Source organism: Amycolatopsis sp. NPDC005232, from assembly GCF_040607795.1.
Taxonomy (GTDB): domain Bacteria; phylum Actinomycetota; class Actinomycetes; order Mycobacteriales; family Pseudonocardiaceae; genus Amycolatopsis.
Map to the genome: position 1 here is coordinate 164,038 of NZ_JBEXHL010000013.1, position 22,226 is coordinate 186,263.

General features: G+C 70.5%; 20 protein-coding genes. 13 read left to right on the forward strand and 7 right to left on the reverse strand.

Annotated elements, in window-relative coordinates:
• Nucleotides 1-240 precede the first annotated feature (240 nt).
• From ABZU76_RS25055 to ABZU76_RS25075, 5 genes are all read left to right on the forward strand, one after another.
• Entirely contained in the window at nucleotides 241-1,374 is a 1,134-nt protein-coding gene (locus tag ABZU76_RS25055; RefSeq protein ID WP_354873608.1) for an acyl-CoA dehydrogenase family protein, read from the forward strand.
• Nucleotides 1,371-2,651, forward strand: coding sequence for an acyl-CoA dehydrogenase family protein (locus tag ABZU76_RS25060; protein ID WP_354873610.1), 1,281 nt, complete (start codon nucleotides 1,371-1,373; stop codon nucleotides 2,649-2,651). Before ABZU76_RS25055 ends, ABZU76_RS25060 begins: the two co-directional genes overlap by 4 nt.
• Nucleotides 2,648-3,769, forward strand: a complete 1,122-nt coding sequence (locus ABZU76_RS25065; protein WP_354873612.1) for an acyl-CoA dehydrogenase family protein — start codon at nucleotides 2,648-2,650, stop codon at nucleotides 3,767-3,769. Before ABZU76_RS25060 ends, ABZU76_RS25065 begins: the two co-directional genes overlap by 4 nt.
• Nucleotides 3,770-3,848: 79 nt before the next feature.
• A complete protein-coding gene (locus ABZU76_RS25070) occupies nucleotides 3,849-4,883 on the forward strand; it encodes an acyl-CoA desaturase (protein ID WP_354873614.1) in 1,035 nt (344 codons plus the stop codon).
• A 10-nt stretch (nucleotides 4,884-4,893) separates the two neighbouring features.
• On the forward strand, nucleotides 4,894-5,964 hold the full coding sequence (locus tag ABZU76_RS25075; RefSeq protein ID WP_354873616.1) for an MBL fold metallo-hydrolase: 1,071 nt from the start codon (nucleotides 4,894-4,896) through the stop codon (nucleotides 5,962-5,964).
• 373 nt (nucleotides 5,965-6,337) lie between these two features.
• On the opposite strand, the gene ABZU76_RS25080 is transcribed toward ABZU76_RS25075, so the two are convergent.
• The gene (locus ABZU76_RS25080) at nucleotides 6,338-9,130 is read right to left on the reverse strand and encodes a BTAD domain-containing putative transcriptional regulator (protein ID WP_354873618.1); all 2,793 of its coding nucleotides are present in this window, start codon (nucleotides 9,128-9,130) and stop codon (nucleotides 6,338-6,340) included.
• A 142-nt stretch (nucleotides 9,131-9,272) separates the two neighbouring features.
• On the opposite strand from ABZU76_RS25080, the gene ABZU76_RS25085 reads away from it, so the two are divergent.
• Together ABZU76_RS25085 and ABZU76_RS25090 are read left to right on the forward strand one after the other, a co-directional pair.
• The gene (locus tag ABZU76_RS25085) at nucleotides 9,273-9,692 is read left to right on the forward strand and encodes a peptidase inhibitor family I36 protein (protein ID WP_354873620.1); all 420 of its coding nucleotides are present in this window, start codon (nucleotides 9,273-9,275) and stop codon (nucleotides 9,690-9,692) included.
• A 95-nt stretch (nucleotides 9,693-9,787) separates the two neighbouring features.
• A complete protein-coding gene (locus tag ABZU76_RS25090) occupies nucleotides 9,788-10,042 on the forward strand; it encodes a Smr/MutS family protein (RefSeq protein WP_220238245.1) in 255 nt (84 codons plus the stop codon).
• 13 nt (nucleotides 10,043-10,055) lie between these two features.
• On the opposite strand, the gene hsaB is transcribed toward ABZU76_RS25090, so the two are convergent.
• From hsaB to ABZU76_RS25115, 5 genes are all read right to left on the reverse strand, one after another.
• Nucleotides 10,056-10,592: a 3-hydroxy-9,10-secoandrosta-1,3,5(10)-triene-9,17-dione monooxygenase reductase subunit gene (gene hsaB / locus ABZU76_RS25095; protein ID WP_354873622.1), complete on the reverse strand. Its 537-nt coding sequence runs from the start codon at nucleotides 10,590-10,592 to the stop codon at nucleotides 10,056-10,058.
• Nucleotides 10,593-11,189: 597 nt separating this feature from the next.
• Nucleotides 11,190-12,089, reverse strand: a complete 900-nt coding sequence (gene hsaC / locus ABZU76_RS25100; RefSeq protein ID WP_354873624.1) for an iron-dependent extradiol dioxygenase HsaC — start codon at nucleotides 12,087-12,089, stop codon at nucleotides 11,190-11,192.
• Between the two features lie 234 nt (nucleotides 12,090-12,323).
• Complete coding sequence (gene hsaD, locus ABZU76_RS25105) at nucleotides 12,324-13,154, reverse strand: 4,5:9,10-diseco-3-hydroxy-5,9,17-trioxoandrosta-1(10),2-diene-4-oate hydrolase (protein WP_354873626.1); 831 nt, start codon at nucleotides 13,152-13,154, stop codon at nucleotides 12,324-12,326.
• Nucleotides 13,154-14,323 carry a 3-hydroxy-9,10-secoandrosta-1,3,5(10)-triene-9,17-dione monooxygenase oxygenase subunit gene (gene hsaA / locus ABZU76_RS25110; RefSeq protein ID WP_354873628.1) on the reverse strand — a complete coding sequence of 390 codons (1,170 nt, stop codon included), beginning with the start codon at nucleotides 14,321-14,323 and terminating at the stop codon, nucleotides 13,154-13,156. Before hsaA ends, hsaD begins: the two co-directional genes overlap by 1 nt.
• A 30-nt stretch (nucleotides 14,324-14,353) precedes the next feature.
• Nucleotides 14,354-15,934, reverse strand: coding sequence for an FAD-binding protein (locus tag ABZU76_RS25115; protein ID WP_354873630.1), 1,581 nt, complete (start codon nucleotides 15,932-15,934; stop codon nucleotides 14,354-14,356).
• A gap of 99 nt (nucleotides 15,935-16,033) precedes the next feature.
• Between ABZU76_RS25115 and kstD the strand changes: the two genes are divergently transcribed.
• Genes kstD through ABZU76_RS25145 form a run of 6 tightly spaced genes read left to right on the forward strand, consistent with a single transcriptional unit; the run spans nucleotide 16,034 to nucleotide 21,579 of the window.
• Nucleotides 16,034-17,698 (forward strand): 3-oxosteroid 1-dehydrogenase, encoded by a 1,665-nt coding sequence (gene kstD, locus ABZU76_RS25120; protein ID WP_354873632.1) that lies wholly within the window; start codon nucleotides 16,034-16,036, stop codon nucleotides 17,696-17,698.
• On the forward strand, nucleotides 17,695-18,849 hold the full coding sequence (locus ABZU76_RS25125; protein ID WP_354873634.1) for a Rieske 2Fe-2S domain-containing protein: 1,155 nt from the start codon (nucleotides 17,695-17,697) through the stop codon (nucleotides 18,847-18,849). The genes kstD and ABZU76_RS25125 overlap by 4 nt, the downstream gene beginning before the upstream one ends.
• Nucleotides 18,846-19,148 (forward strand): hypothetical protein, encoded by a 303-nt coding sequence (locus ABZU76_RS25130; protein WP_354873636.1) that lies wholly within the window; start codon nucleotides 18,846-18,848, stop codon nucleotides 19,146-19,148. The genes ABZU76_RS25125 and ABZU76_RS25130 overlap by 4 nt, the downstream gene beginning before the upstream one ends.
• Entirely contained in the window at nucleotides 19,141-20,157 is a 1,017-nt protein-coding gene (locus tag ABZU76_RS25135) for a ferredoxin--NADP reductase (RefSeq protein WP_354873638.1), read from the forward strand. Before ABZU76_RS25130 ends, ABZU76_RS25135 begins: the two co-directional genes overlap by 8 nt.
• A gap of 21 nt (nucleotides 20,158-20,178) precedes the next feature.
• Nucleotides 20,179-21,039, forward strand: a complete 861-nt coding sequence (locus ABZU76_RS25140) for a MaoC/PaaZ C-terminal domain-containing protein (RefSeq protein WP_354873640.1) — start codon at nucleotides 20,179-20,181, stop codon at nucleotides 21,037-21,039.
• A gap of 57 nt (nucleotides 21,040-21,096) precedes the next feature.
• Nucleotides 21,097-21,579 (forward strand): riboflavin kinase, encoded by a 483-nt coding sequence (locus ABZU76_RS25145; RefSeq protein ID WP_220238234.1) that lies wholly within the window; start codon nucleotides 21,097-21,099, stop codon nucleotides 21,577-21,579.
• A 15-nt stretch (nucleotides 21,580-21,594) separates the two neighbouring features.
• Here ABZU76_RS25145 and ABZU76_RS25150 read toward each other — a convergent pair whose 3' ends face one another.
• The gene (locus tag ABZU76_RS25150; protein WP_354873642.1) at nucleotides 21,595-22,173 is read right to left on the reverse strand and encodes a DUF5134 domain-containing protein; all 579 of its coding nucleotides are present in this window, start codon (nucleotides 22,171-22,173) and stop codon (nucleotides 21,595-21,597) included.
• Nucleotides 22,174-22,226 lie beyond the last annotated feature (53 nt).

Consider the following 22,226-nt stretch of genomic DNA (forward strand, 5'->3'; position numbering starts at 1 on the left):
CAGCCCCGCACCCGGCGACCACCCGACCTCAGCCCTCGATAGCGCAGAACCCGCCGGCCACCCCACGGATCGCCGCAACCCAAGTAACACCAACCCCGAACCCTCTGGCTGCCCCACAGATCACCGCACCGCAAGCAACACCGGTCCCGCATCCGCCGGCCACCCCGTAATCCGCAGCAACTCGGTCCGTTCCGGACCCGAGCCTGCCGGCGGTGCGGCCGAAAGCGGAGCGTGAGCCCGGTGGATCTCGAACTAGGTCCTGCCGCCGAGGCATTCCGCGACGAGGCCCGCGAGTGGCTGGCCACCCACGTGCCCCGCGAGGCTTTGCCCTCGTTCGACACCGCCGAGGGCTTCGCAGCACACCGCGCGTGGGAAGAGAAGCTCGCCGACGCCCGGTGGTCCGTCGTCTCTTGGCCCCACGAGTTCGGCGGCCGCGACGCGAGCCTCCTCGAGTGGGTCCTGTTCGAGGAGGAGTACTACGCCGCCGGCGCACCCGCAAGGGTGAACCAGAACGGCATCTTCATGCTCGCCCCCACTCTCTTCTCCCACGGCACCCCGGAGCAGCTCGCCCGGATCCTGCCCAGAATGGCGCGCTCACAAGAAGTGTGGGCGCAGGCGTGGTCCGAACCGGAAGCAGGCAGCGACCTCGCCTCCCTGCGTAGCACGGCCACCCGCACCGACGGCGGCTGGCTCCTCAACGGCCAGAAGACCTGGAGCTCCCGCGCGGCCTTCGCGGACCGGGCCTTCGGCCTGTTCCGCAGCGAACCCGGCTCGGCGCGCCACCGCAGCCTCACCTACCTGATGGCCGACCTGCGCGCGCCCGGCGTCACCGTGCGCCCCATCCCCCAGCTCGACGGCGAGCCCGGCTTCGCCGAGATTTTCTTCGACGACGCCTTCGTCCCGGACGCCGACATCATCGGCACCCCCGGCGACGGCTGGCGCGTCGCCATGACCACCGCCGCCAACGAACGCGGCCTCTCCCTCCGCAGTCCCGGCCGCTTCCTCGCCGCCGCGCGACGTCTGGCCGACCTGTGGTCCACGTCGGGCCGCCCCGACGCCACGGCCGCCCGCGTCGCCGACGCCTGGATCGGCGCCCGCGCTTACCAGCTCCACACGTTCGCGACCGTCACCCGCCACGCCGACGGCACCCCACCCGGCCCGGAAGCCAGCGTCACCAAGCTCTTCTGGTCACACCTCGACCTCTCCCTCCACGAAACGGCTCTCGACCTCCTCGGCCCGTCCGCCGAACTCCGCGGTCCCTGGCCCGACGGCTGGCTCTTCTCCCTCGCCGGCCCCCTCTACGGCGGCACCGACCAGATCCAGCGCGGCATCATCGCCGAGCGCCTGCTCGGCCTCCCGAGAGGAGACCGATGAGGTTCACCCTCTCCCCCGACCACCGCGACTACGCCACCTCCCTCACGGCCCTGCTCAACACCCTCGACTGCGACGCCGCCACCCGCGCCTGGTCCACCGGCAACCCCAGCCCGGGCCTGAAGATCTGGCGCCGCCTCGCCGACCAGGGCGTCCAATCCCTCACCATCCCCACCCACCACGGCGGGCTAGCCACGGGCGCACTTCCGCCCAGCGATCGCACTTCAGCCACCAGCGCTCCTCGGCCCAGCGATCGCGCTTCAGCCGCCGACGACCGTCCCGCCGGCCACGTCGCTTCAACCGCCCACAGCCACTCGACCGACGATCGCGCTTCAGCCACCGACAGCCGTTCAGCCGACGATGTCGCCTCGCGCGCCGCTCGCTCCTCGGCAACCGACCACGGTTCGGCCAGCGCCGTCGCTTCGTTCAACCTCAGCGATTCAGCCCGCGACAACGGTTCACCCGGCAATCTCACCTCGACCCGCGACGGCGGATCAGCCGATGATCACACTCCAGCCAATGTCGGCGACTCAGGCGCCAACGCCGTGGATACCGTCGTCGCCTTCGAGGTGCTCGGCCGCTTCTGCCCGCCCGGCCCGTGGACCGACGCCGCGGTACTGCCGCTGCTGCTCGACCACGGCGTGCTGGCCTCCGTGGCCACCGGCGAAACCCTCGTATCGCTCTCCTTCCCTCCCTACGTTCCCTATGCCCTCGACGCCGACATCGCCGACGCCCGCTACCTCGTCGACGGCACCCGCCTCCGCCGCTTCACACCCGGCGATGCCCTCTCCTCTCTCGACGCATCACGCCGCCTGTTCGAGCCCGTGCCCGGCGCCGACGTCGGCCCCGCGCTCGCACCGGCGGGCGCGTTCGACCTCGGAGCCCTTCTCACCGCAGCCCAGCTCCTCGGCGCCGGCCGGTGGCTTCTCGAAGCCTCGGTCACCCACGCCCTCACCCGCCGCCAGTTCGGCCGCGCGATCGGCAGCTACCAAGCCGTGCAGCACCTCCTCGCCGACGTCGCCACGGCCCTCGAACTCGCGACACCCCTCCTCTACGGCGCCGCGGTCACCGGCGAACCCGCCGACGTCTCCGCCGCCAAGACCGCCTGCGGCGACGCCGCACACCTCGCCGCCCGGACGGCCCTCCAGGTCCACGGCGCCGTCGGCTACACCGCCGAACACCCGCTCGGCCTGCGCCTCACGCGCGTCCGCGCCCTCGTCGGCGCCTGGGGCACCCCAGCCGAACACCGCCGACGTGTCCTGGCGGCGATCGCGCCGTGACATTCACGCCCGAGCAGGAGGACCTCCGTGCCAGCGTCCGCAAGCTCCTCGACCGTGAGACCGAGCCGTGGCCCGCCCTGTGCGCTCAGGTCGGCGTCGCCGCCCTCACGGTGCCCAAGCGGTTCGGCGGGTTCGCCACCGAACCGGCGACCCAGCCGGCCGATCCGGCCGACCCAACTCACCGCGCCTGCCCGATCCGCCCGTCCAGTTCCACCGACTCGGCCGACCCAGCCCATCCGGACCAGTCCATCGGCCTCACCGAGGTGCAGATCGTCGCGGAAGAGCTCGGCCGCAACCTCACCGACGTGCCGTTCCTCGGTTCCTCCGTCCTCGCCGTCACCTCCCTTCTCGCCACCACCAACACCAACGCCACCAACACCGAGGCCCCGGCCCTGGCCCGCCTGCTCCCGGCCTTGGCCGAGGGCACCGTCGGCGCTCTCGCCTGGACCTCCGACGGTCGCTGGGACCCGCTGCAGCCCGCCTTCACCGCCGACGTGTCCATAGTGGACGGAACCGCGCACTACGTCCTCGACGCCACCGGCGCCGACGTCCTCCTGGCCGCCGCCAGGACCCCGGACGGCCCCGCCCTCTTCGAGGTCGATCCCGCACACCCCGGCGTCCGCTGCGAACCCGTGCCGACGATGGACGAGACTCGCCACCTCGCCACCGTGACCCTCGACCGAGTCCGCGCGCGTCCGCTAGGACGCGTCGACCTCGCACGGGTCCGCGACGTCGCCTGCGCCGTACTGGCCGCCGAACAGGTAGGGGCAGCGTCACGGGCGCTGGAGCTGACCGTGGAGTACACGCGCCACCGGGTGCAGTTCGGCCGCCCGATCGGGAGCTTCCAGGCGCTCAAGCACCGGATGGCCGACCTCCACGTGCTGGTAGAGACCTCCCGCTCCGCCGCCTACGCCGCGCCGGCGTCATCCCGGCTCGCGGCGGTGGCGAAGGTGCACTGCAGCGAGGTGTTCGCCGAGGTCGCCGCCGAGATGATCCAGCTGCACGGCGGCATCGCCATCACCTGGGACCATCCCGCGCACCGGTACTTCAAACGAGCACACGCGGCCGCGCAGCTGTTCGGCGCACCCCATCACCACCTTTCGCGCGTCCACCCCTAGCGGGGTGGGGCCACCCCCCGCACGGGTTCTGGGGTCTGCCGGGTTCTGCTCGGCCGGCTTCCCCGAAAAACTCGACGAGGTGACCACAGACAATCTCGTCCTCCCGGCCGCGGCCGGTCCCGGCAGCGACTTCGCCCGCCTCTCCCGCCGCATCACCGACGCAGGGCTGCTCGCGCGGCGCCCCGGCTACTACACGGCCAGGATCGCCGTGGTGACCACGCTGTTCGCCGGCGGCTGGCTCGCCTTCGCGCTCCTCGGGGACTCGTGGTGGCAGCTCGCCGTCGCCGCGTTCCAGGCCTTCATGTTCGGCCAGATCGCCCTGCTCTCCCACGATCTTGCCCACCGCCAGGTGTTCCGCACGCGACGCCCGTCCGAAGCCGCCGGACTCCTCGCGGGCAACCTGGGCGTGGGTATGAGCTACGGCTGGTGGATGGACAAGCACACCCGCCACCACGCGAACCCCAACCACGAGGAGCTGGATCCCGACGTCGACCCCGACATCCTCGTGTGGTCGCAAGACCAGGCCCGCGCCAGCCGCGGCGTGCCCCGGTTCATCGGGCGGCACCAGGCGTTCCTGTTCTTCCCGCTGCTCACACTCGAAGGCCTGAACCTGCACTGGTCCGGCATCCGCGCGGTCGCCCGACCCGGCCTGCGCCGCCGTGCCCTCGAGGCCACTTTCCTGGCGCTGCACTTCGCGGCCTACCTCACCGCGTTGTTCGTGGTCCTCCCGCCGGGACTGGCCCTGCTCTTCTTCGCCGTCCACCAGGGACTGTGGGGTGTCTACATGGGATCGATCTTCGCGCCGAACCACAAGGGCATGCCGACGCTGACCGGCCGCCCCCAGCTCGACTTCCTCCGCAAGCAGGTACTCACGTCGCGCAACGTCCGTGGTGGCACCGTCGTGGACGTCGCCCTCGGCGGCCTCAACTACCAGATCGAGCACCACCTCTTCCCGAGCATGCCGTCGGTGCACTTGCGACGCGCGCAGCCGATCGTGCAGGGCTACTGCGCCGAGCTCGGCATTCCCTACCTGCAGACGAGCCTCGTGGAGTCCTACCGGCAGGCGCTGACCCACCTCCACGAAGCTGGGGCTCCTCTCAGGAAGCGTTCGTAGACTCGGGGGCATGCTCAGGAAAACTGTCTCGGCACTCGGTGACCTCCCGGTGGCCTTCGGCGCGAAGGCCACCGGCGCGCGTGCCGAGAGGATGCGCCGCTCGCCGCAGTACGCCGACGGCGTGTTCCACAATGCCTCACCCACGCGCTCGACCCCTTCGCCCTCGGCCGCCGGCGGCATCCTGCGCGAGCTGCTCTTCGGCGACGACCGCGACCGCCGCAAGCCCACCGGGGAGATCCCGCTCGTGGCCGACGCCGCCGCCGACTCCGCCGAAGGCCTGTTCCTCACCTGGTACGGCCACGCCTCGACGCTCGTCGAGATCGACGGCGCCCGCGTGCTGTGCGATCCGGTGTGGAGCGACCGCGTGTCGCCCGCCGCTTTCGCAGGCCCGCGCCGCCTGCACGCCACGCCGGTGCCGCTGGACGCGGTCGGCCGCGTCGACGCGATCGTGATCTCGCACGACCATTACGACCACCTCGACCTCGCCACCGTGCGCGCCCTGCTCGAGGCGCACGACGCGCCGTTCCTCGTGCCACTGGGGGTCGGCGCGCATCTGGAGCGGTGGCACGTGCCGGCTTCCCGGATCGTGGAGCTCGACTGGCACGAAGAAGCCGAGGTCGCCGGCATCCGGTTCGTGGCAACGCCGGCCCAGCACTTCTCCGGCCGCGGCATCGGCAACGACAGCACCCTGTGGACGTCGTGGGTGATCTCCGGGCCTCAGCACAAGGTGTTCTACAGCGGGGACACCGGCTACTTCGACGGCTTCGCCAAGATCGGCGAGGAGTACGGCCCGTTCGACGCCACGCTCATCCAGGTCGGTGCGTACGCCCCGCGCTGGCCGGACATCCACATGACGCCCGAAGAGGGCATCGCCGCGCACATCGACGTTCGCGGCGGGCTGCTCGTGCCCGTGCACTGGGCGACGTTCTCCCTCGCCATGCACCCCTGGGGCGAGCCCGCGGACCGCGTGTGGCGCGAGGCCAAGGCGAACGACCTCGCCCTCGCCGTGCCGAAGCCTGGCCAGCGGATCGACGTCGCGAACCCGCCCGCCGTGGACGGTTGGTGGCAGACCCTGGGGTGACGCCCTGGGTCTTCGCTCGCCGTCCGTGAGGCGGCGCTCCGGTCTCCAGTGGGAACGAGCTTGGTTGCGCGCCGCCGAATCGACTTCTGCTGGGTACATCGCTGATCCGTTCTCATGTGAATGTGTCGGTGTCCTGCTCGAGATGTGCTGCTCGAGTGCAGAAATTGTTGCCGCTGAAGGATTTCCGCGCCGATGAGGACGGCGCGGAGTCGCACCGCGTCCGGCTGCTTTGATGAATCCGAGGTTAGCGCGCTCCAGGCGGCGATTGCCGCCCTTCACCCGAGTGACCACCCGATCGTGCGAACATGTGTTCGAATCGATGGCATCGGCGAATCACCGTGGGCATGATGGAACGGTGCTGCTCCAGTGATCCTTACTCGTCACCCATGCCTGGGCGCCCACCTGCTGTAGATCCCGCGTCGGCAAGCCGCTCCTGCAGCCTCGCGTGCCGGAACTGATACACCTCGCCAACCTGACGCAACACCCCGCGCCGGTGCGCGTCGGCGAGGAAAGCCATGAATCCCCACGGAATCCGGCCCCGCGACGCCAGCCAGAGCCGGGTAAACGCGAACGCGCCCCAGGCCCGGGCCAAACACACACTCACTCCGACCGAAAGGCCGAACAGACCGCCACCTGCCACCGCCTGCACCGCGCTGGTCGCGGGCAGGAACACCTGTCCACCGATGACCGCGCCGGCGATTCCGTAGGCGGCACCACCCAGGTTCGCCACGAGGTACCGACCCAGCAGCCCGGCGGCCACCCCACCCGCCAGGCCGAGCACCACGTCGTAGTGCCCGTTCAGCACTTCGACGGTGGACTCGGCGGGGGTGAGAGCCAGTGCCAAACCGTAGAAGAGACCCAGGGAGACCATGAATGACAACGTGAACGAGAGAGCCGCAGCACGATCGTGGCGCAGCACGGTCTCCGGACTGGACACCCGATTCGCGTCGAGCGGCGCGCCCAGCCAGACGTGCACGCCGATGGCCAGGCCGAACACAAGCGCGAGAAGGCTGATCACCCAGCCCGGGAGCGACCAGCCGAGGCCGAGGCAGACGCCGATCACGGCGCCCACCGCGAACCGGCGGGCGAAGCGGCCGGCGGTGCCGGCGAACCTCGGTTCCACTCGCAACGGTCCTGGCCGGCGCCCGACGCTGTGCGTGACACAGCCCGCGATCGCGAAGGAGCCTCCGTAGATCGCCCCGATCACCGGGCCGGCGGCCAGCCAGCCGGTGAGGGCGAACAGCACTGCGGGCGGCAGGCCGAGGTACAGACCGACGACGAGCCTCGGCACGGCGCGGTCGAGCTGCCACCAGGCGAGGTCGCGGGTGCGTTCGCGCTCGAGCTGCCGCGCGAGGAAGGTGAGCCAGCGCTCGGCCTCCGCGGGGTCGTAGTCGCGCGGCCGGTGTGGGCGGGCGAGCTGAGCGGGAGGTGCGGGTTTGCGGGTGTAGACGGCAGGGAGGTACGCGTCGAGGAGGTGTCGTTCGACGGATGCGCGGTCCGGGAATCGCGCGGGGTCGCAGAGTTCGCCGGGGTCGGTGGAGGGGTTCGCGTAAGCGGTCCTGGCGAGGTCGACCATGAGGGGCGTGCGCAGGGCTTGGGCGAGCGGCCCGGTCGGCTCGCGGCGCAGGCGGCGAACGAGCGGGTCCCAGCGGGTCTCGCCGGAGCGTCGGCGCGCGGTGAGGAAGGCGATCGTGTCCTCGATCTCGACCGGCTCGATCTCGACCACCGCGGCCCGGGTCAGGAAGGAGCCCGCTTGGCGGACCGCGAACTCGTACTCGGCGCTGCGGCAGGTCACCACGAGCGGGCGGCCGGCGCCGACGGCCTGGTCGAGTGCGTCGATGGCGGCGGTGTGGAGGCCGGGCGGGGTTTCGTCGAGGCCGTCGAGGACGGGGACGATCCGGCCTTCGAGGACCAGGCGCAGGCCGGCGTCCTCGCCGTAGGCGGCGGTGTTCGCGAGGCCCGGGTATTCCTCGACCAGCTTGCGCGCCAGCCAGGTGTGCAGGTGCTCGCGGTGCGGGTTCCAGGAGGCGAGCGGCAACAGCACCGGCACCGGCTCGCCCGGTGGCGGGTCGGTAAGCAGGCCGAGAGTGAGGAGGATCGCCAGCACGGACTTTCCGGCGCCGGGCTCGCCGAGTACCACGAGCTGACGGGCCGGGACCTGCCGGAATTTCGCGACGACGTCGGTCAGATCGCCGCTCAGCACGAGGCGGTCCGGGCCCTCGCCGGGGCGGGCGCCGAGCACTGCTGACGCGGCGGCCGCGACCTCGCGCTCGGTGCTCGACCAGTTCAACGGCACCGGCTCCGGCCGCTTGAGCGAACGCATCTCGGCTTCGGCGGTCCACTGCCGGGTGATCGCCGCGGCGAGCTCCTTCGCCGCGCGGTCGAGTTCGTCCGGGGGTGCGGCGGTGGCGGGCGCGTCGCCGGCCGGGCGGTTCTCGCCGCGGAGGATGCGTTCGTGCAGGTCGCGGACGTCGGGGCCGGGGTCGATGCCCAGCTCTTCGGCGAGGTCGGTGCGCAGGCGCTGGAACACCTTGAGCGCGTCTGCCTGCCGGCCGGAGCGATCGAGCGCGAGCATCAGCTGGGCGTGCGGCCGTTCGCGGAGCGGGTGCTCGGCGACGACCTCGGCGAGTTCGTCGACGACCTCGCGGTGCTGGCCGAGCGCGAACTGCCAGTCGACGCACGACTCGAACGCGTCGAGACGCTGCTCGTCCAGCCTTGCTGCGCGGCTGACCAGTGCCGGGGTGTCGAGCCCGTCGAGTGCGGGACCGCGCCAGAGCTTGAGTGCGGTGCGGATCTCGCGCACGCCGTCGCGCAGGGCGCCCTTCTCCACGAACCGCTTCGCGTCGGCGATGCCCTTGGTGAAGCGGAGCAGGTCGAGCTGGTCGTCGGCGACGGTGATCCGGTAGCCGGGACCGTCGGTGACGATGCGGCGCTGCTCGGCGTCACCGAGCCGTTCGCGTAGCGCCGACACACAGTTCTGCACCTGCTTGGTGGCCGTGGCGGGCGGCTCGCCCTCCCACGTGGCCTCGATGAGCCTCGCCATGGGGACGACGGCGTTGGGGTTGAGCAGCAACGTCGCCAACACGCGCTGATGCCGGGTTCCCGGGAGGGACAACCGTCCCCCGGCCGTCCAGATCTCCAACGGCCCCAGCACACAGAAGTCCATCCACGTCCCTCCCCGGACCATGATCATACCTACGCTGACCTGCGTGAGGACGGCGTGATGACGGCACGAGGACGGATCTCGGCACGGTTGAGCCATCCGGTCGCCCGCTCCGGGGGTGACCGCTCAAGGGGAGAGAACCGCCATGTCGAAGATCCGTTCCGCCGCCGCGATCGCGGCCGCTGTCGCCGGTGTCGCCGCCGGCACCGTGCTCGCCGCAGCGCCGGCCTCCGCCGCGACCGCGCCCTGCCCGGCGAACTACTACTGCTTCTATCAGGACAAGGACTACAACGCCGGGGTCTACAACCAGCGCTGGCACCTGAACTACAGCTCCACCCCGTCGGGGAGCTTCAACAACCCGCCGCAAGCGACCAAGGGTGACCGGCGCAGCCAGCTGTCGTCGATCATCAACAACGGCAACCGCACCATCTGCCTCTACAACCACCGCGGCGTCCTGGGCGACAAGCTGATCCTCAAGGTCAGCCCGTTCAAGGACTACAAGAACCTCGCCGACATCCCGGGCGCCAACGACAAGGCCGACTCCTGGAAGATCAACGCCTGCTGATCTCCCCTCTTCGGACCGAGCCGCCGGCGCCATGAGGGGTGCGCCGGAGGTTCGGTCCGGTCGTCTCGAGGGGCGCGCGTGGCACGCTGGACGGCATGAAGCTCAAACTCGACCTGCACGACATCTACAACCGCAGCGGCGAGATCGACCGGGCGCTGCGGGCGGTGATCGACGAGGCGGTGGCCAAGAAGGCGCCGCTCGTGGAGATCATCCCGGGCAAGGGGTCCGGGCAGCTCAAGAAACACGTGCTGCGGTTCTTGGAGCAGAAGGAGATCAAGGCGCTCTACCACCGAGTGGAGAAGGACAAGGACAACTTCGGGCGGGTGTTCGTGCATTTCCGCTGGAAGTGAGACTCGGGGCGCGCTACAACCAGTCGTCCGGGCGGGGCCAGGGCAGGAGGGCCGCGAGCGGGTCGGGGACCGGTTCCGTAACGGTGTACTGGCCGCGGTGGAAGAGCAGCGGCCGGGCGTCGGAAGTGTCGCCGAGAGCGGTCACGCGGCCGATGACGACGTGGTGGTCGCCGGCGGGGTGCACGGTCTCGAGGGCGCAGTCGATCCACGTGAGGGCGCCGTGGATCAGCGGGGCGCCGGACGGGGCGGGGTGCCAGGCGACGGTGGCGAACTTGTCGTCGCCGCGGGCGCCAAAAGTGGCGCTGAGGTCGCGCTGGTGCTCGGCGAGGACGTTGACGGCGAAGCGACCCGTGGCGGCGAGGACCGGCCAGGTGCGCGACGTGCGGGCCACGCAGAACAACGCCAGCGGCGGATCCAGCGACAACGCCGCGAACGACTGGCACGCGAACCCGACGGGAGTGGCCCCGTCGCGCCCGGTGACGATGGTGACACCGGTGCAGAAGTGCCCGAGCACGGCACGGAATCGAGACGGATCCAGTACGGCGGTCATCCAGGCCTCATCGACGCTGCGGTAGGACACCGGGTCGCCGGTGGCTCCGAGGCCAAGGCGCGCGGGTGCGGGCGGAGAAGACTGCGAAGCGACGTGGTCATCGGGAACCGATGCTGAGGCTGCGGCCCCACAAAGACACCGCTGCCCGCGCATGCGGAAAACACCGCGAAGCAGCGTGGTCATCGGGAACCGACGCAGAAGCCGCAGGCCCACAACGACACCGCGGTGCCCGCGCAGGCCAAGACAACCGCGAAGCGACGCGGTCATCGAGAACTGACGCTGAAGTCGCGGCCCCACAACGACACCGCGGTGCCGGCGCGCGCAGAGACAAATGCGCAGCGCCGTCGTCATCGAATGCCGACGCCAAGGTCCCGTCCCCACAACGACACCGCGACGCCGGCGCGCGCCGAGACAACTGCGAAGCGACGCGGTCGTTGAGAACCGACGCTGAAGTCGCGGCCCCACAAAGACACCGCGACGCCAGCGCTCGCTGAGGCACCCGCAAAGCGACGCGGCCATCGAGAACCGACGCCGAGGTCCCGTCGCCACAAAAACACCGCGACGCCGGCGCGCGGAGACAACTGCGAAGCAAGGTCGTCATCGAGAACCGACGCTGAAGTCGTGGCCCCACAAAGACACCGCGGTGCTTTCGCGGGCGAGCCAGGTGGTGTCGTCGACTTGGCGACCTTCGCAGCCGTATTCGAGGTCGAAGCCGCCGGGGGTTTTCATGTAGAAGGAGAGCATGAGGTCGTTGACGTGGCGGCCGAGGGTGGCCGACAGCGGCACCGAGCGGCGGTGGGCGCGGTCGAGGCAAAGGCCGACGTCGTCGGTGGATTCGACTTCGAGCATGAGGTGGACGATGCCGCTGGGGGTGGGCATCGGGAGGAACGCGAGGCTGTGGTGGCGGGGGTTGCAGCCGAAGAAGCGCAGCCACGCGGGTGGGCCGTCGGCGGGGCGGCCGACCAGCTGGGGTGGCAGGCGCATGGAGTCGCGGAGGCGGAAGCCGAGGATGTCGCGGTAGAAGGCGAGTGCGGCGGCGTCGTCGTGGGTGGACAGGACGACGTGGCCCAGGCCTTGGGAGCCGGTGACGAAGTGGTGGCCGTAGGGGCTGACGACGCGGCGGTGCTGGAGAGCGACGCCATGAAAGACTTCCAGCGTGGTGCCGGAGGGGTCGGCGAAGGTGATCAGTTCGGCGACGCGGCGGTCGGCCAGTTCGTCGGGCGTGCCTTCCTTGTAGGGCACGGAAGCGGCGGCCAGGCGGGTGCGGATGTCGTCGAGTTCTTCGGCGTTGGCGGCTTCCCAGCCGACTTGTGCGAGGCGGTCGGCGAGGCCCGGGACGATGACGAGGCGGGCGGGGAAGTCGTCCATGCGCAGATACAACGCGTCGGGGTTGGGGCCGGTGCCTTCGACCAAGCCCAGGACCTTCAGCGCATAAACGCGCCAGGCGGAGACGTCGGTTGCTTCGACGCGGAGGTAGCCGAGGGAGCTGATGGCCATTACGCACGCCCTGGAAAGTCGACGGCCGAGCGAATGTAGCGCAACGAACTCATCGCGATCACCTGCTCCACAGAAAGCCGAAGGCGACGCCGAGGTGTGTCAGTGGACGAATCACCGTCACGCGTCCCACGGAAACCGGCGGCGAGGCAGAGGCGGCCCAGGGAATCGGTCGCCATCACGCGCTCCCGAGAATGCCGACGACCACGCGGAAGTAGCGCAACGAACTCATCGCCATCACGGGCTCCCCAGGAAGTCGAGGGTGAGGCGGTTGAACTCGTCGAACTTTTCGAGCTGGGCCCAGTGCCCGCAGCCGCCGAAGACGTGGAGTTGGGCGCGCGGGATGGTTTTCAGCGCGAGGAGGGCGCCGTCCACTGGGTTTACGCGGTCTTCGCGGCCCCAGACGAGCAGGACGCGTTGGCGCAGGCGGTAGGCGTCGCGCCAGAGGAGGCCGTCCTCGACGGACGATGCGAACGACTGGCCCAACGAGCGCATGGCGGCCAAGGATTCCGGCGAAGAAGCGGCGGCGAAGCGGTCGTCGATCAGCTCGTCGGTGATGAGGGACTGGTCGTGGACCATGATGCGCAGGAACGCGGCCATGCGGTCGCGCGTGGGGGAAGCGGCGAAGCGGCCCAGCAGGCGCACGCCCTCCGTGGGGTCGGGCGCGAAGAGGTTCACGCTCAGGCCGCCCGCGCCCATCAGGACCAGGCGGCCGGCGCGCGAAGGGTGGTCCAGGGCCAGGCGTACGGCGGCGCCCGCGCCCAAGGAATTGCCGACGAAATGGGCGCGCGAGATGCCGAGCGTGTCCATGAGGCCGACGATGGCGTCGGCGCTGTGGCGGAAGTAGTGGGGGTGCTCGGTGGGCTTCGCCGACTGCCCGAAACCCGGCTGGTCGACGGCCAGCGTGCGGTACACCTTGCCGAACTCAGGCAGGGTGCGTCCGAAGTTGGACCACGCCGAGGCGCCCGGGCCGCCGCCGTGGAGGAGGATCACGGCTTCGGAGTGCTCGGAGCCGGCTTCGTGATAGTGCAGCGACAGTCCACTCGGGACGGTGACAACAGAGCCCATCACACCATCGCATTCTCGACGGGCAGCCCGAAGGCGCCGGTGCCGAACATGACGTACGCGCGCTCGGCGTCGTTGGCGGCGTGGACGCGGCCGGCGTGCGCGTCGCGCCAGAAGCGCTGGATCGGGGTGCCGCGTTGCAGCGCGCGGCCGCCGGAGTTCTCGAAGAGGCGGTCGATCGCGGAGATCGCGCGTTCGGTGCCGCGGACCTGGTCGCGCCGCACGCGCAGCCGCGTGGAGAACGGCAGCTTCTCGCCGCGGCACGCCAGTTGGTACAGCTCGTCGATGTTGTGCGTGAGCTGCAGCCACGCGGCGTCGATCTCGCTGGCGGCCTCGGCGATGCGGATCTTGGCGAACGGATCGTCCTGAGCCTTCTCCCCCGCGTACGCCGCCCGCACGCGACGCCCTTGGTGCTCCACGTGCGCGTCGTACGCACCCTGCGCCATGCCGATGATCGGTGCGGTGATCGTGCTCGGGTGCACCGAACCATAGGGCAGCTTGTACAACGGTCCCGGGTTCACCTCCTGGCCTGGCGTTCGGCACTTCGATGTGGCCACAAAGGACAGTGCGCGGTGCGCTGGCACGAAGACGTCCTCCACCACAACATCATTGGACCCCGTCCCCCGCAGGCCCACCGTGTCCCACACGTCCACAAGGGAATAGTCGGACAGAGGAAGCAGGTACGTACAGAAGTCCACCGGCGCGCCGTCCGCGAACGCCGGCGCGCCCAGCAGCACCCACGTGCAGTGGTCGCAGCCGGACGAGAAGCTCCAACGGCCCGACAGCCGGTAGCCGCCGTCGACCACCGTCGCCTTGCCCATCGGCGCGTACGACGACGAGATCCGCACGTCGTGGTCCTCGCCCCACACGTCTTCCTGAGCCCGCGCGTCGAACAGCGCCAGGTGCCACGGGTGGACGCCGAGGATGGACGCGACCCAGCCCGTGGACCCGCACGCGCTCGCGACGAGCTTCACCGCGGTGTAGAACGTGACCGGGTCGGCTTCCAGCCCACCGTACGGCCTCGGCTGCAGCAGGCGAAAGAACCCGGTCTCCTGCAACACCTTGACGGACTCGACCGGCACGCGCCGCGCGTCCTCGGTCTCCTGCGCGCGTTCCCGCAGCACCGGGAGCAGGTCACGCACTCCCGCGATCACGGCAGCCAGCTCGCTCATCGGCCGTCCTCTCGTTCGACAAGACCAAGACTAGAACACGTTCTCGTTTTTGTCGACGCGGCCGGACTCCAAGGCACTGCTCTTCCCCGCCCGACGCCCGGAAAACACGCAGTCGGCCAGCGACAGACCACTGACGTAAGACCTGGAACAGATTCCCACGGCCGTCCGCCCTGCCGCGTACAGACCGCGAACGCCGGCCACCTCGCCCGTGTCCTCGTCGACCACGAGCCCGCCCAGCGTCAGCATCGGGCACGGGTAGCCGAGGCTCGGCTTCACCGACACGTCGATCAGCGAAAACGGCGGAGTGTCCAACGGCCGCGCGAACTCCGCTGGCTTCCCCAGCGGATCCGGACCTTGCCGGTACTCGGCATGCGTCTCCCGCAACCCCTCCGGGTCGACACCGGCCCGCCGCGCGACTTCCGCCAAGGAAGCACCCGTGACGCGCCCGCGGCCGAGCAAGTACCGCAGCTGCAGCCACGCGAACCACTGCCCCTGCTTGCGCCCGTCCCGCCGAGCTTCGGCGACCACCGGCTCGTCGACGAGCAGCCAGCCCCGTCCGCCGTGCGCGGTGATCATCCGCTCGCCGATCGCCGCGCCGTAACGGGATTCGTCGATGATCCGGCGCCCGTCGACGTCCACGAGCAAGCCGCCGAGGAATGCGGCCGGCGGCGTGAGGAACCGCCACGCCGAGATCCGGTCCATCTCCGCAACCCGGCCGCCCACCGACAATCCCAGCTCGATACCCGAACCGTCGTCGGCCGAAGTCCCCAGCGCGAGCCCGCCGCGATACGCCGGTGCATGCTGCCGTACCAGCTCACGATTCGCGATGAACCCGCCCGCCGCGAGCACCACACCCCGGCGCGCGACGATCCGCACCTCACGCGAATACCGCTCTTCCAGCCGCTCCACGCGCCGGTGCAACGAGCGTCGAAGCGGTGGCACATAAATCCCCGGCTTCGCGGCGTACGAAGCCAGCACCGCATGCCGTCGCCGCGCCCAGGAAGGAGCCAAGCTGTCCGCGACAACCCCCGTGACCGCACCGGAAGCGTCCACGACGAGACTCCGCGCCCGGGTCTGCGGCACCACCCGCACGCCCCGCTCCCGCGCCGCCGCGAGCAGCCGCGCCATCAGCAGCTTCCCCGACGTCCCCGGTCCCTTCACGCGATGCCCGCGCGGTGCCGGCGCGGCCGCCTCCCGGAAACCGCCCGACGCCTCACTCCCGGAGTAGTACAGATAGTGCGCGTTGCTGGGATACGACGTCTTGTACGGGCACAAACTCCCCTCGAACGGCACCCCCAGCCCCTCGAGCCACCGGATCATCTCCGGGCTCGTCTCGCAGAACCGCCGCAACGTCCGCGACGACACGACCCCGTCGGTCTCCAGCCGGAGGTACTCGAACATCGCGTCGACGCTGTCGGAAACCCCGGCGTCGAGCTGCTGCGAAGTGCCGCCTCCGGCGTAGACCACGCCGCCGCTCACCCGGCTCGCACCACCACCCGAAAACCGGTCGAGGAGCAGCACCTCGGCCCCCGCGTCAGCGGCCTCGATGGCCGCGCACGCGCCGGCCGCGCCGGCTCCGATCACGACGACATCTGCCACGAGCTCGTCCATGTCGGCCACCCTAGAACTGGAACACGTTCTCGTCTATGGTGACAGAAGCTGCTCCGAACAGGCCAGGAACTCGCGATAACACGTTACATGTGAGGTGGCATGGCGAACGAGTACGACGTGGTGGTCGCCGGCAGCGGCGCCGCCGGGATGACCGCCGCGCTCGCCGCCGCCCGCCGGGGCCTCAGCGTGGTCGTGCTGGAGAAGGCGGCCTGCTTCGGCGGGTCGACCGCCCGTTCCGGCGGCGGCGTCTGGCTCCCCGGCAACCACGCGCTCAAGGCAGCCGGCATCGACGACCCCCCGGTCAAAGCCCGCGAGTACCTGGCCGCGATCGTCGGCGACGTCGTGCCCGAGGCCAACCGCGAGGCGTTCCTGGCGCACGGGCCCGAGGTCCTGGACCTCATCACGCGGCACACCCCACTCGAGTTCCGCTGGGTGCCGGGCTACAGCGACTACCACCCCGAAGCCCCCGGCGGACGCGCCGCAGGCCGCTCCGTCGAACCGAAGCCGCTCGACGCGAAGCTCCTGGGCGACGACCTGGCTCGCCTGGAGCCGCCGTACAGCTCGCCGCCGCTCGGCGTCCCGATCACCCAGTCGGACTACCGCTGGCTGAGCCTGCTCGCCCGACACCCCCGCGGCCTCGCCCGCGTTGTCAAGCTCGGCGCGCGCTGGCTCGCGGGGAGGCTCCGCGGGCAGCAGCCGATCGCCATGGGGCAAGCGCTTGCGGCCGGGCTTTTCCTGGGGCTCAGGCGTGCCGGCGTCGATGTCCTCCTTGACACCCCGCTGGTCGAGCTGACCACCGAAGACGGCCGCGTCACCGGCGTCCGAACCATCGACCACATCTTCCACGCCCGCCTCGGCGTACTGCTCGCGTGCGGCGGCTTCGAGCACAACGAGGAGATGCGTACCAAGTACCAGCGCACCCCGATCGGCACCGACTGGACCGTCGGCGCCGCCGCCAACACCGGCGACGGCATCGCGGCCGGCCTGAAGCTGGGCGCGGCCACCGACCTCATGGACGACGCGTGGTGGGGCCCGTCGATCCCGCTCACCGGCGGCCCGTGGTTCGCCCTCGCCGAGCGGTCGCGGCCCGGCTCCCTCATGGTCAACGCGCGCGGTGCCCGGTTCGTCAACGAGTCCGCGCCCTACGTCGAAGCCGTCCACGCCATGTACGGCGAAGGCGACGGCCCCGCCGAGCACATTCCCACGTGGCTCGTGTTCGACCAGCGCTACAAGGACCGTTACCTGTTCACCGGCATCGGCCCCCGGCAGCCCCTGCCCGGCCGTTGGTACAAAGCCGGCATCGTCGCGAAGGCACCGACGATCGAAGAGCTGGCCGCCAGCATCGACGTACCCGCCGAAGCCCTGCGAAGCACCGTCGAACGCTTCAACGGCTTCGCCCGCACCGGCGTCGACGAAGACTTCCACCGCGGGCGAAGCGCCTACGACCACTACTACGGCGACCCGCGCAACCGCCCCAACCCCAGCCTCGGCCCGCTGGTCAAACCGCCGTTCTACGCCGTGAAGATCGTGCCAGGCGACCTGGGCACCAAGGGCGGGCTGCGCACCGACGAGCACGCCCGCGTGCTGCGCGAAGACGGCTCGGTGATCCCCGGGCTCTACGCGGCGGGCAACACCAGCGCGGCCGTGATGGGCCGCACCTACGCCGGGCCCGGCGCGACGATCGGGCCCGCGATGGTGTTCGGCTACCTTGCGGCCGAGCGGCTCGCGACCGAAGATCGGACCGGCACGGGAGGCAGCCAGTGACGTCACCACCGCGAGAGACCGTCCGCACGATCGACGTCGGCACGCCGCCCACGCGCTTCGCCCGCGGCTGGCACTGCCTCGGCCTCGCCGACACCTTCCGCGACGGGAAACCCCACGCCATCGAAGCGTTCGGCACGAAGCTCGTGGTCTTCGCCGACTCGTCGGGCCGGCTCAACGTGCTCGACGGCTACTGCCGCCACATGGGCGGCGACCTCACCCAGGGCTCGGTGAAGGGCGACGAGGTCGCGTGCCCGTTCCACGACTGGCGCTGGAACGGCGCCGGCAAATGCGTCTCGATCCCCTACGCCAAACGGGTTCCGCTTCGCGCGCGGACACGGTCTTGGCGCGTGCTGGAGGAGAACAAGCAGCTGCTCGTGTGGCACGACCCCGAAGGCAACCCGCCGCCTGACGACGCGGTGATCCCCCGCGTCGAGGGCGCGTTCAGCGACGAGTGGAGCAACTGGACCTGGGACTCGATCCTCATCGAGAACGCCAACTGCCGCGAGATCATCGACAACGTCGTGGACATGGCGCACTTCTTCTACATCCACTACGCCTACCCCACGTACTTCAAGAACGTGTTCGAAGGCCACATCGCCACGCAGTTCCTCAACACCAAGGGCCGCCCCGACATGGGCATGGCGTCGAACTACGGCGGCGAGGACAACCTGCTGCGCTCGGAAGCCTCGTACTTCGGGCCGTCGTACATGATCAACCACCTGGTGAACTCGTTCCAGGGCTTCGAGATCGAGAACGTGCTCATCAACTGCCACTACCCCGTCACGCCGACGTCGTTCGTGCTGCAGTGGGGGATCATGGTCAAGAAGCTGCCCGGGATCTCCGACGAGCACGCGGACAAGATCGCCGCACGGCTCGCGAAGGGCATCGGCGTCGGGTTCCTGCAGGACGTGGAGATCTGGAAAAACAAGACCCGCATCGACAACCCGTTGCTGTGCGAGGAAGACGGGCCCGTCTACCAGCTGCGCCGCTGGTACGAGCAGTTCTACGTGAACGCCGACGACGTCACCGAGGACATGACGCGCCGCTTCGAGTTCGAGGTCGACACCAGCAAGGCCAACGAGGCGTGGGCCGCGGAGGTGGCGGAGAACCTGGCGCGGCAGCGCGCGGAGGCGGAAGAGGCAGGCGTGTGACGGCCGAGGTCACGGAGTTCCTCACCGCCGGGCTGCGGCCGCACGAGTGCCGCAGCTGCGGGACGTGCGTGCTGGTGAAGAAGAACAGCCTCGCGCACACGAGCATCCAGTGGACCACCGACGCTTCCCACAGCTGTCCCGTTTTCGCCACGCACGTGGCCGCCGGACGACATCCCGCGTTGCTCGACACGTGCGAGAAGCTGGCCGACAGCATCACCGACGCCGTGCGCGACGGGAGCCTGGCCGTGGCCGACCGGTCGTGCGACGGCAGCGCGGCCGAGGTGGTGCGCGGTGGCTGACGTCGTGACACTGACCGTCGCGGAGGTGATCGTCGAGACCGCCGACGCGCGCTCGATCGTGTTCACCATCCCGGAAGAGCATCAAGCGGCCTTCGCCTACGCGCCCGGCCAGTTCCTCACGCTGCGGATCCCCAGCGACCGCACGGGGTCCGTCGCGCGGTGCTACTCGCTGTCGAGCGCGCCGCACGAAGGCCGGGTGCAAGTCACGGTGAAGCGCACAGGCTTCGGCTCCGGCTGGGTGTGCGAAGAGCTGCGGGCCGGCGCGGAGATCGACGTGCTGCCGCCGGCCGGGGTGTTCGTGCCGTCCTCCCTGGACGGCGACTTCCTGCTGTTCGCGGCGGGCAGCGGGATCACCCCGCTGATGTCGATCCTCAAGTCGGCGCTGCGGCACGGCACCGGTCAGGTCGTGCTCGTCTACGCCAACCGCGACGAGGCGTCCGTCATCTTCGCCCGGCAGCTCGCCGAGCTCACGAGCCGGTACCCTGATCGGCTCACAGTGGTGCACTGGCTGGAAACCCTGCAGGGCCTGCCGTCCTCGCGCACGCTCGAAACCCTCGCCGCGCCCTACCGCGGCCACGACGCGTACGTGTGCGGGCCGGCGCCGTTCATGGCCGCGGCCAGGACCGCGCTGACCGAGCTCGGGGTGGCGCGTGAGCGCGTCCACGTCGAGAAGTTCCACTCCCTCACCGGGAACCCCTTCGAGCACGCCGTCGAGCCCGCGGAGGACGGCGGCGAAACGGCCCGGCTCACCGTCGATCTCGACGGCGAAACCCGCACCGTCGGCTGGCCCCGGCAGCGGAAGCTGCTCGACCACCTGCTCGCCGAAGGCCTCGACGCGCCCTACTCGTGCCGCGAAGGCCAGTGCAGCGCTTGCGCGTGCCGGCTGGTGTCGGGTGAGGTGAAGATGCTGAACAACGAGGTGCTCGACGCCGAAGACCTCGCCGACGGGATCGTGCTGGCCTGCCAGTCGCTGCCCGTCACGGACGAGGTGTCGGTCAGCTACGAATAAGGCGAAAACCAAGGAGACTCCGTGCCCATCGACCCCGCGCTCGCGATCGGTGCCGACCTCGGCGAGGTGCGGTTCGCCTGGACGCCGTCCGACGTGCTGCTCTACCACCTCGCGCTGGGTGCCGGCGCCGATCCGGTCGACGAGCGCGAGCTGCGCTACACCTACGAGCAGGACCTGCGCGTGATCCCGACGTTCGCCACGGTCGCGGTGAACCTGCGCACGTTCACCCCGCCCGCGCTCAAGTTCCCGGGCGTGGACATCGACCTCGCGAAGGTGCTGCACGGCACGCAGGAGATCGAGCTGCACCGGCCCATCCCCGTCGACGGCGAAGCGGTGGCGCGCACCCGCATCACCGACGTGTTCGACAAGGGCAAGGCCGCGGTTCTCGTGCAGGAGACCACAGTGGCCGACACCCAGGGCGATCCACTGTGGACGGCTCGTTCCGGCATCTTCGCCCGCGGCGAAGGCGGGTTCGGCGGCGAGCGCGGGCCGTCGCGCAAGCTCGCGTGGCCCGAGCGCGAGCCCGACGCCGTGCTCGACACCCCGACGCTGCCCCAGCAGGCGCTTTTGTACCGCCTGTGCGGCGACCGGAACCCACTGCACGCCGACCCCGCGTTCGCGAAGGCCGCCGGGTTCGACCGCCCGATCCTGCACGGCCTGTGCACCTACGGCGTGGTCGCGAAGGCGCTCACCGACGCGTTCCTCGACGGCGACCCCACCCGCATCCACTCGTTCGGGACGAAGTTCGCCGGCGTGGTCTTTCCGGGCGAACCGCTGCGCACGCGCGTGTGGCGCGAGAGCGACCGGCTGCTGGTGACCACGACTGCTCCGGAGCGTGACGACGCTCCTGTGCTGTCCGACACAGTGCTCGTGCCGCACTGAGCCGACCGCCAGTATTACGGTGTCGGAAAGGACACCGGAACAGGGACGGGACGGCGGATGGCGGACGAGCACGCTCTCGGTCAGCACAGCGGCACCTTCTTCGTGGTCCGCGGACCGGTGGAGCCGGGTGACCAGCGCGGCCGCGAGCTGGGCTTCCCCACGGCGAACATCGCGCTGCGCAACCAGAGCGGGCAGGTCGGCGACGGTGTCTGGGCCGGCTGGGCCGAGCGCGCGGACGGCACGCACGTGGCCGCCGCCGTGTCCGTCGGGCGCCGCCCCACGTACTACGGCGCCGACGGCTATCGGCTCGTCGAAGCGCACCTGCTCGACTTCAAGGGCGACCTCTACGGCGAGACGCTCACCGTCTGGCTCGGCGCGCACCTGCGGGAGCAACAGAAGTACAACTCCGGCGAAGAGCTGATCGAGGCCCTCGACCGTGACGTCGCCTCCACGCGCAAGTGGATCGAGGAGAACCCGGCGCGCGAGCTGCCGGACCTCGGCACGCCACCGCCCGACGGCGAGGTCCGCCGGATCGGCTGAGCCGGCAACAGTCCGTTACACCGCAGCCAGCAGCAGGTACCCCATACCCGCACCCATCACCGCGCGGCACACCGTGCGCGAAGTCAGCCCGGGTGCGGCCGCGCCGCGCGTACGCACCGCGACCACTCCTGACCGTGCGGCGTCGGCCACGAAGTACACCGCGCCCAGCACGGCGAGCAGCGGCACTGCGAGCCGGGCGTCCATTGAGGACATCGTGAGCCACGGGCCGTGGACCATGCCGTCGTGGGGCATCGCGCTCACCATGTACAGCATCGCGGAAGCCGACAGCGCGTGGTGGCCGCAGCCCGAAGCGTGCGCCGCGTGCGCCTGACCGCGCCCGCGCCACCAGGCGAACCCGAACCAGGCCGCCGTGAGCACGAACACCGCCTGCCAGCCCGCGGCGGGAATGGGGCCGCCGACGGGCGAGATCATCGCCACCATGGCCACCACGAGCAGCAGCTCTGCGAGGTCGGCGTTGCGCACACCGGAGCCAAGGCGCGTGTAGTCGAGCCGCACGAGCCGCAGCACGCACGGCAGCGCGAGCACCGCGAAGACCGCGGTGAGCAACCACGCCACCAGCACCGGTGCACTCATGGCGCGCCCGCGAGGACGGTGGATCCGGACATCGTCGTGCCTGCTTTCACGCT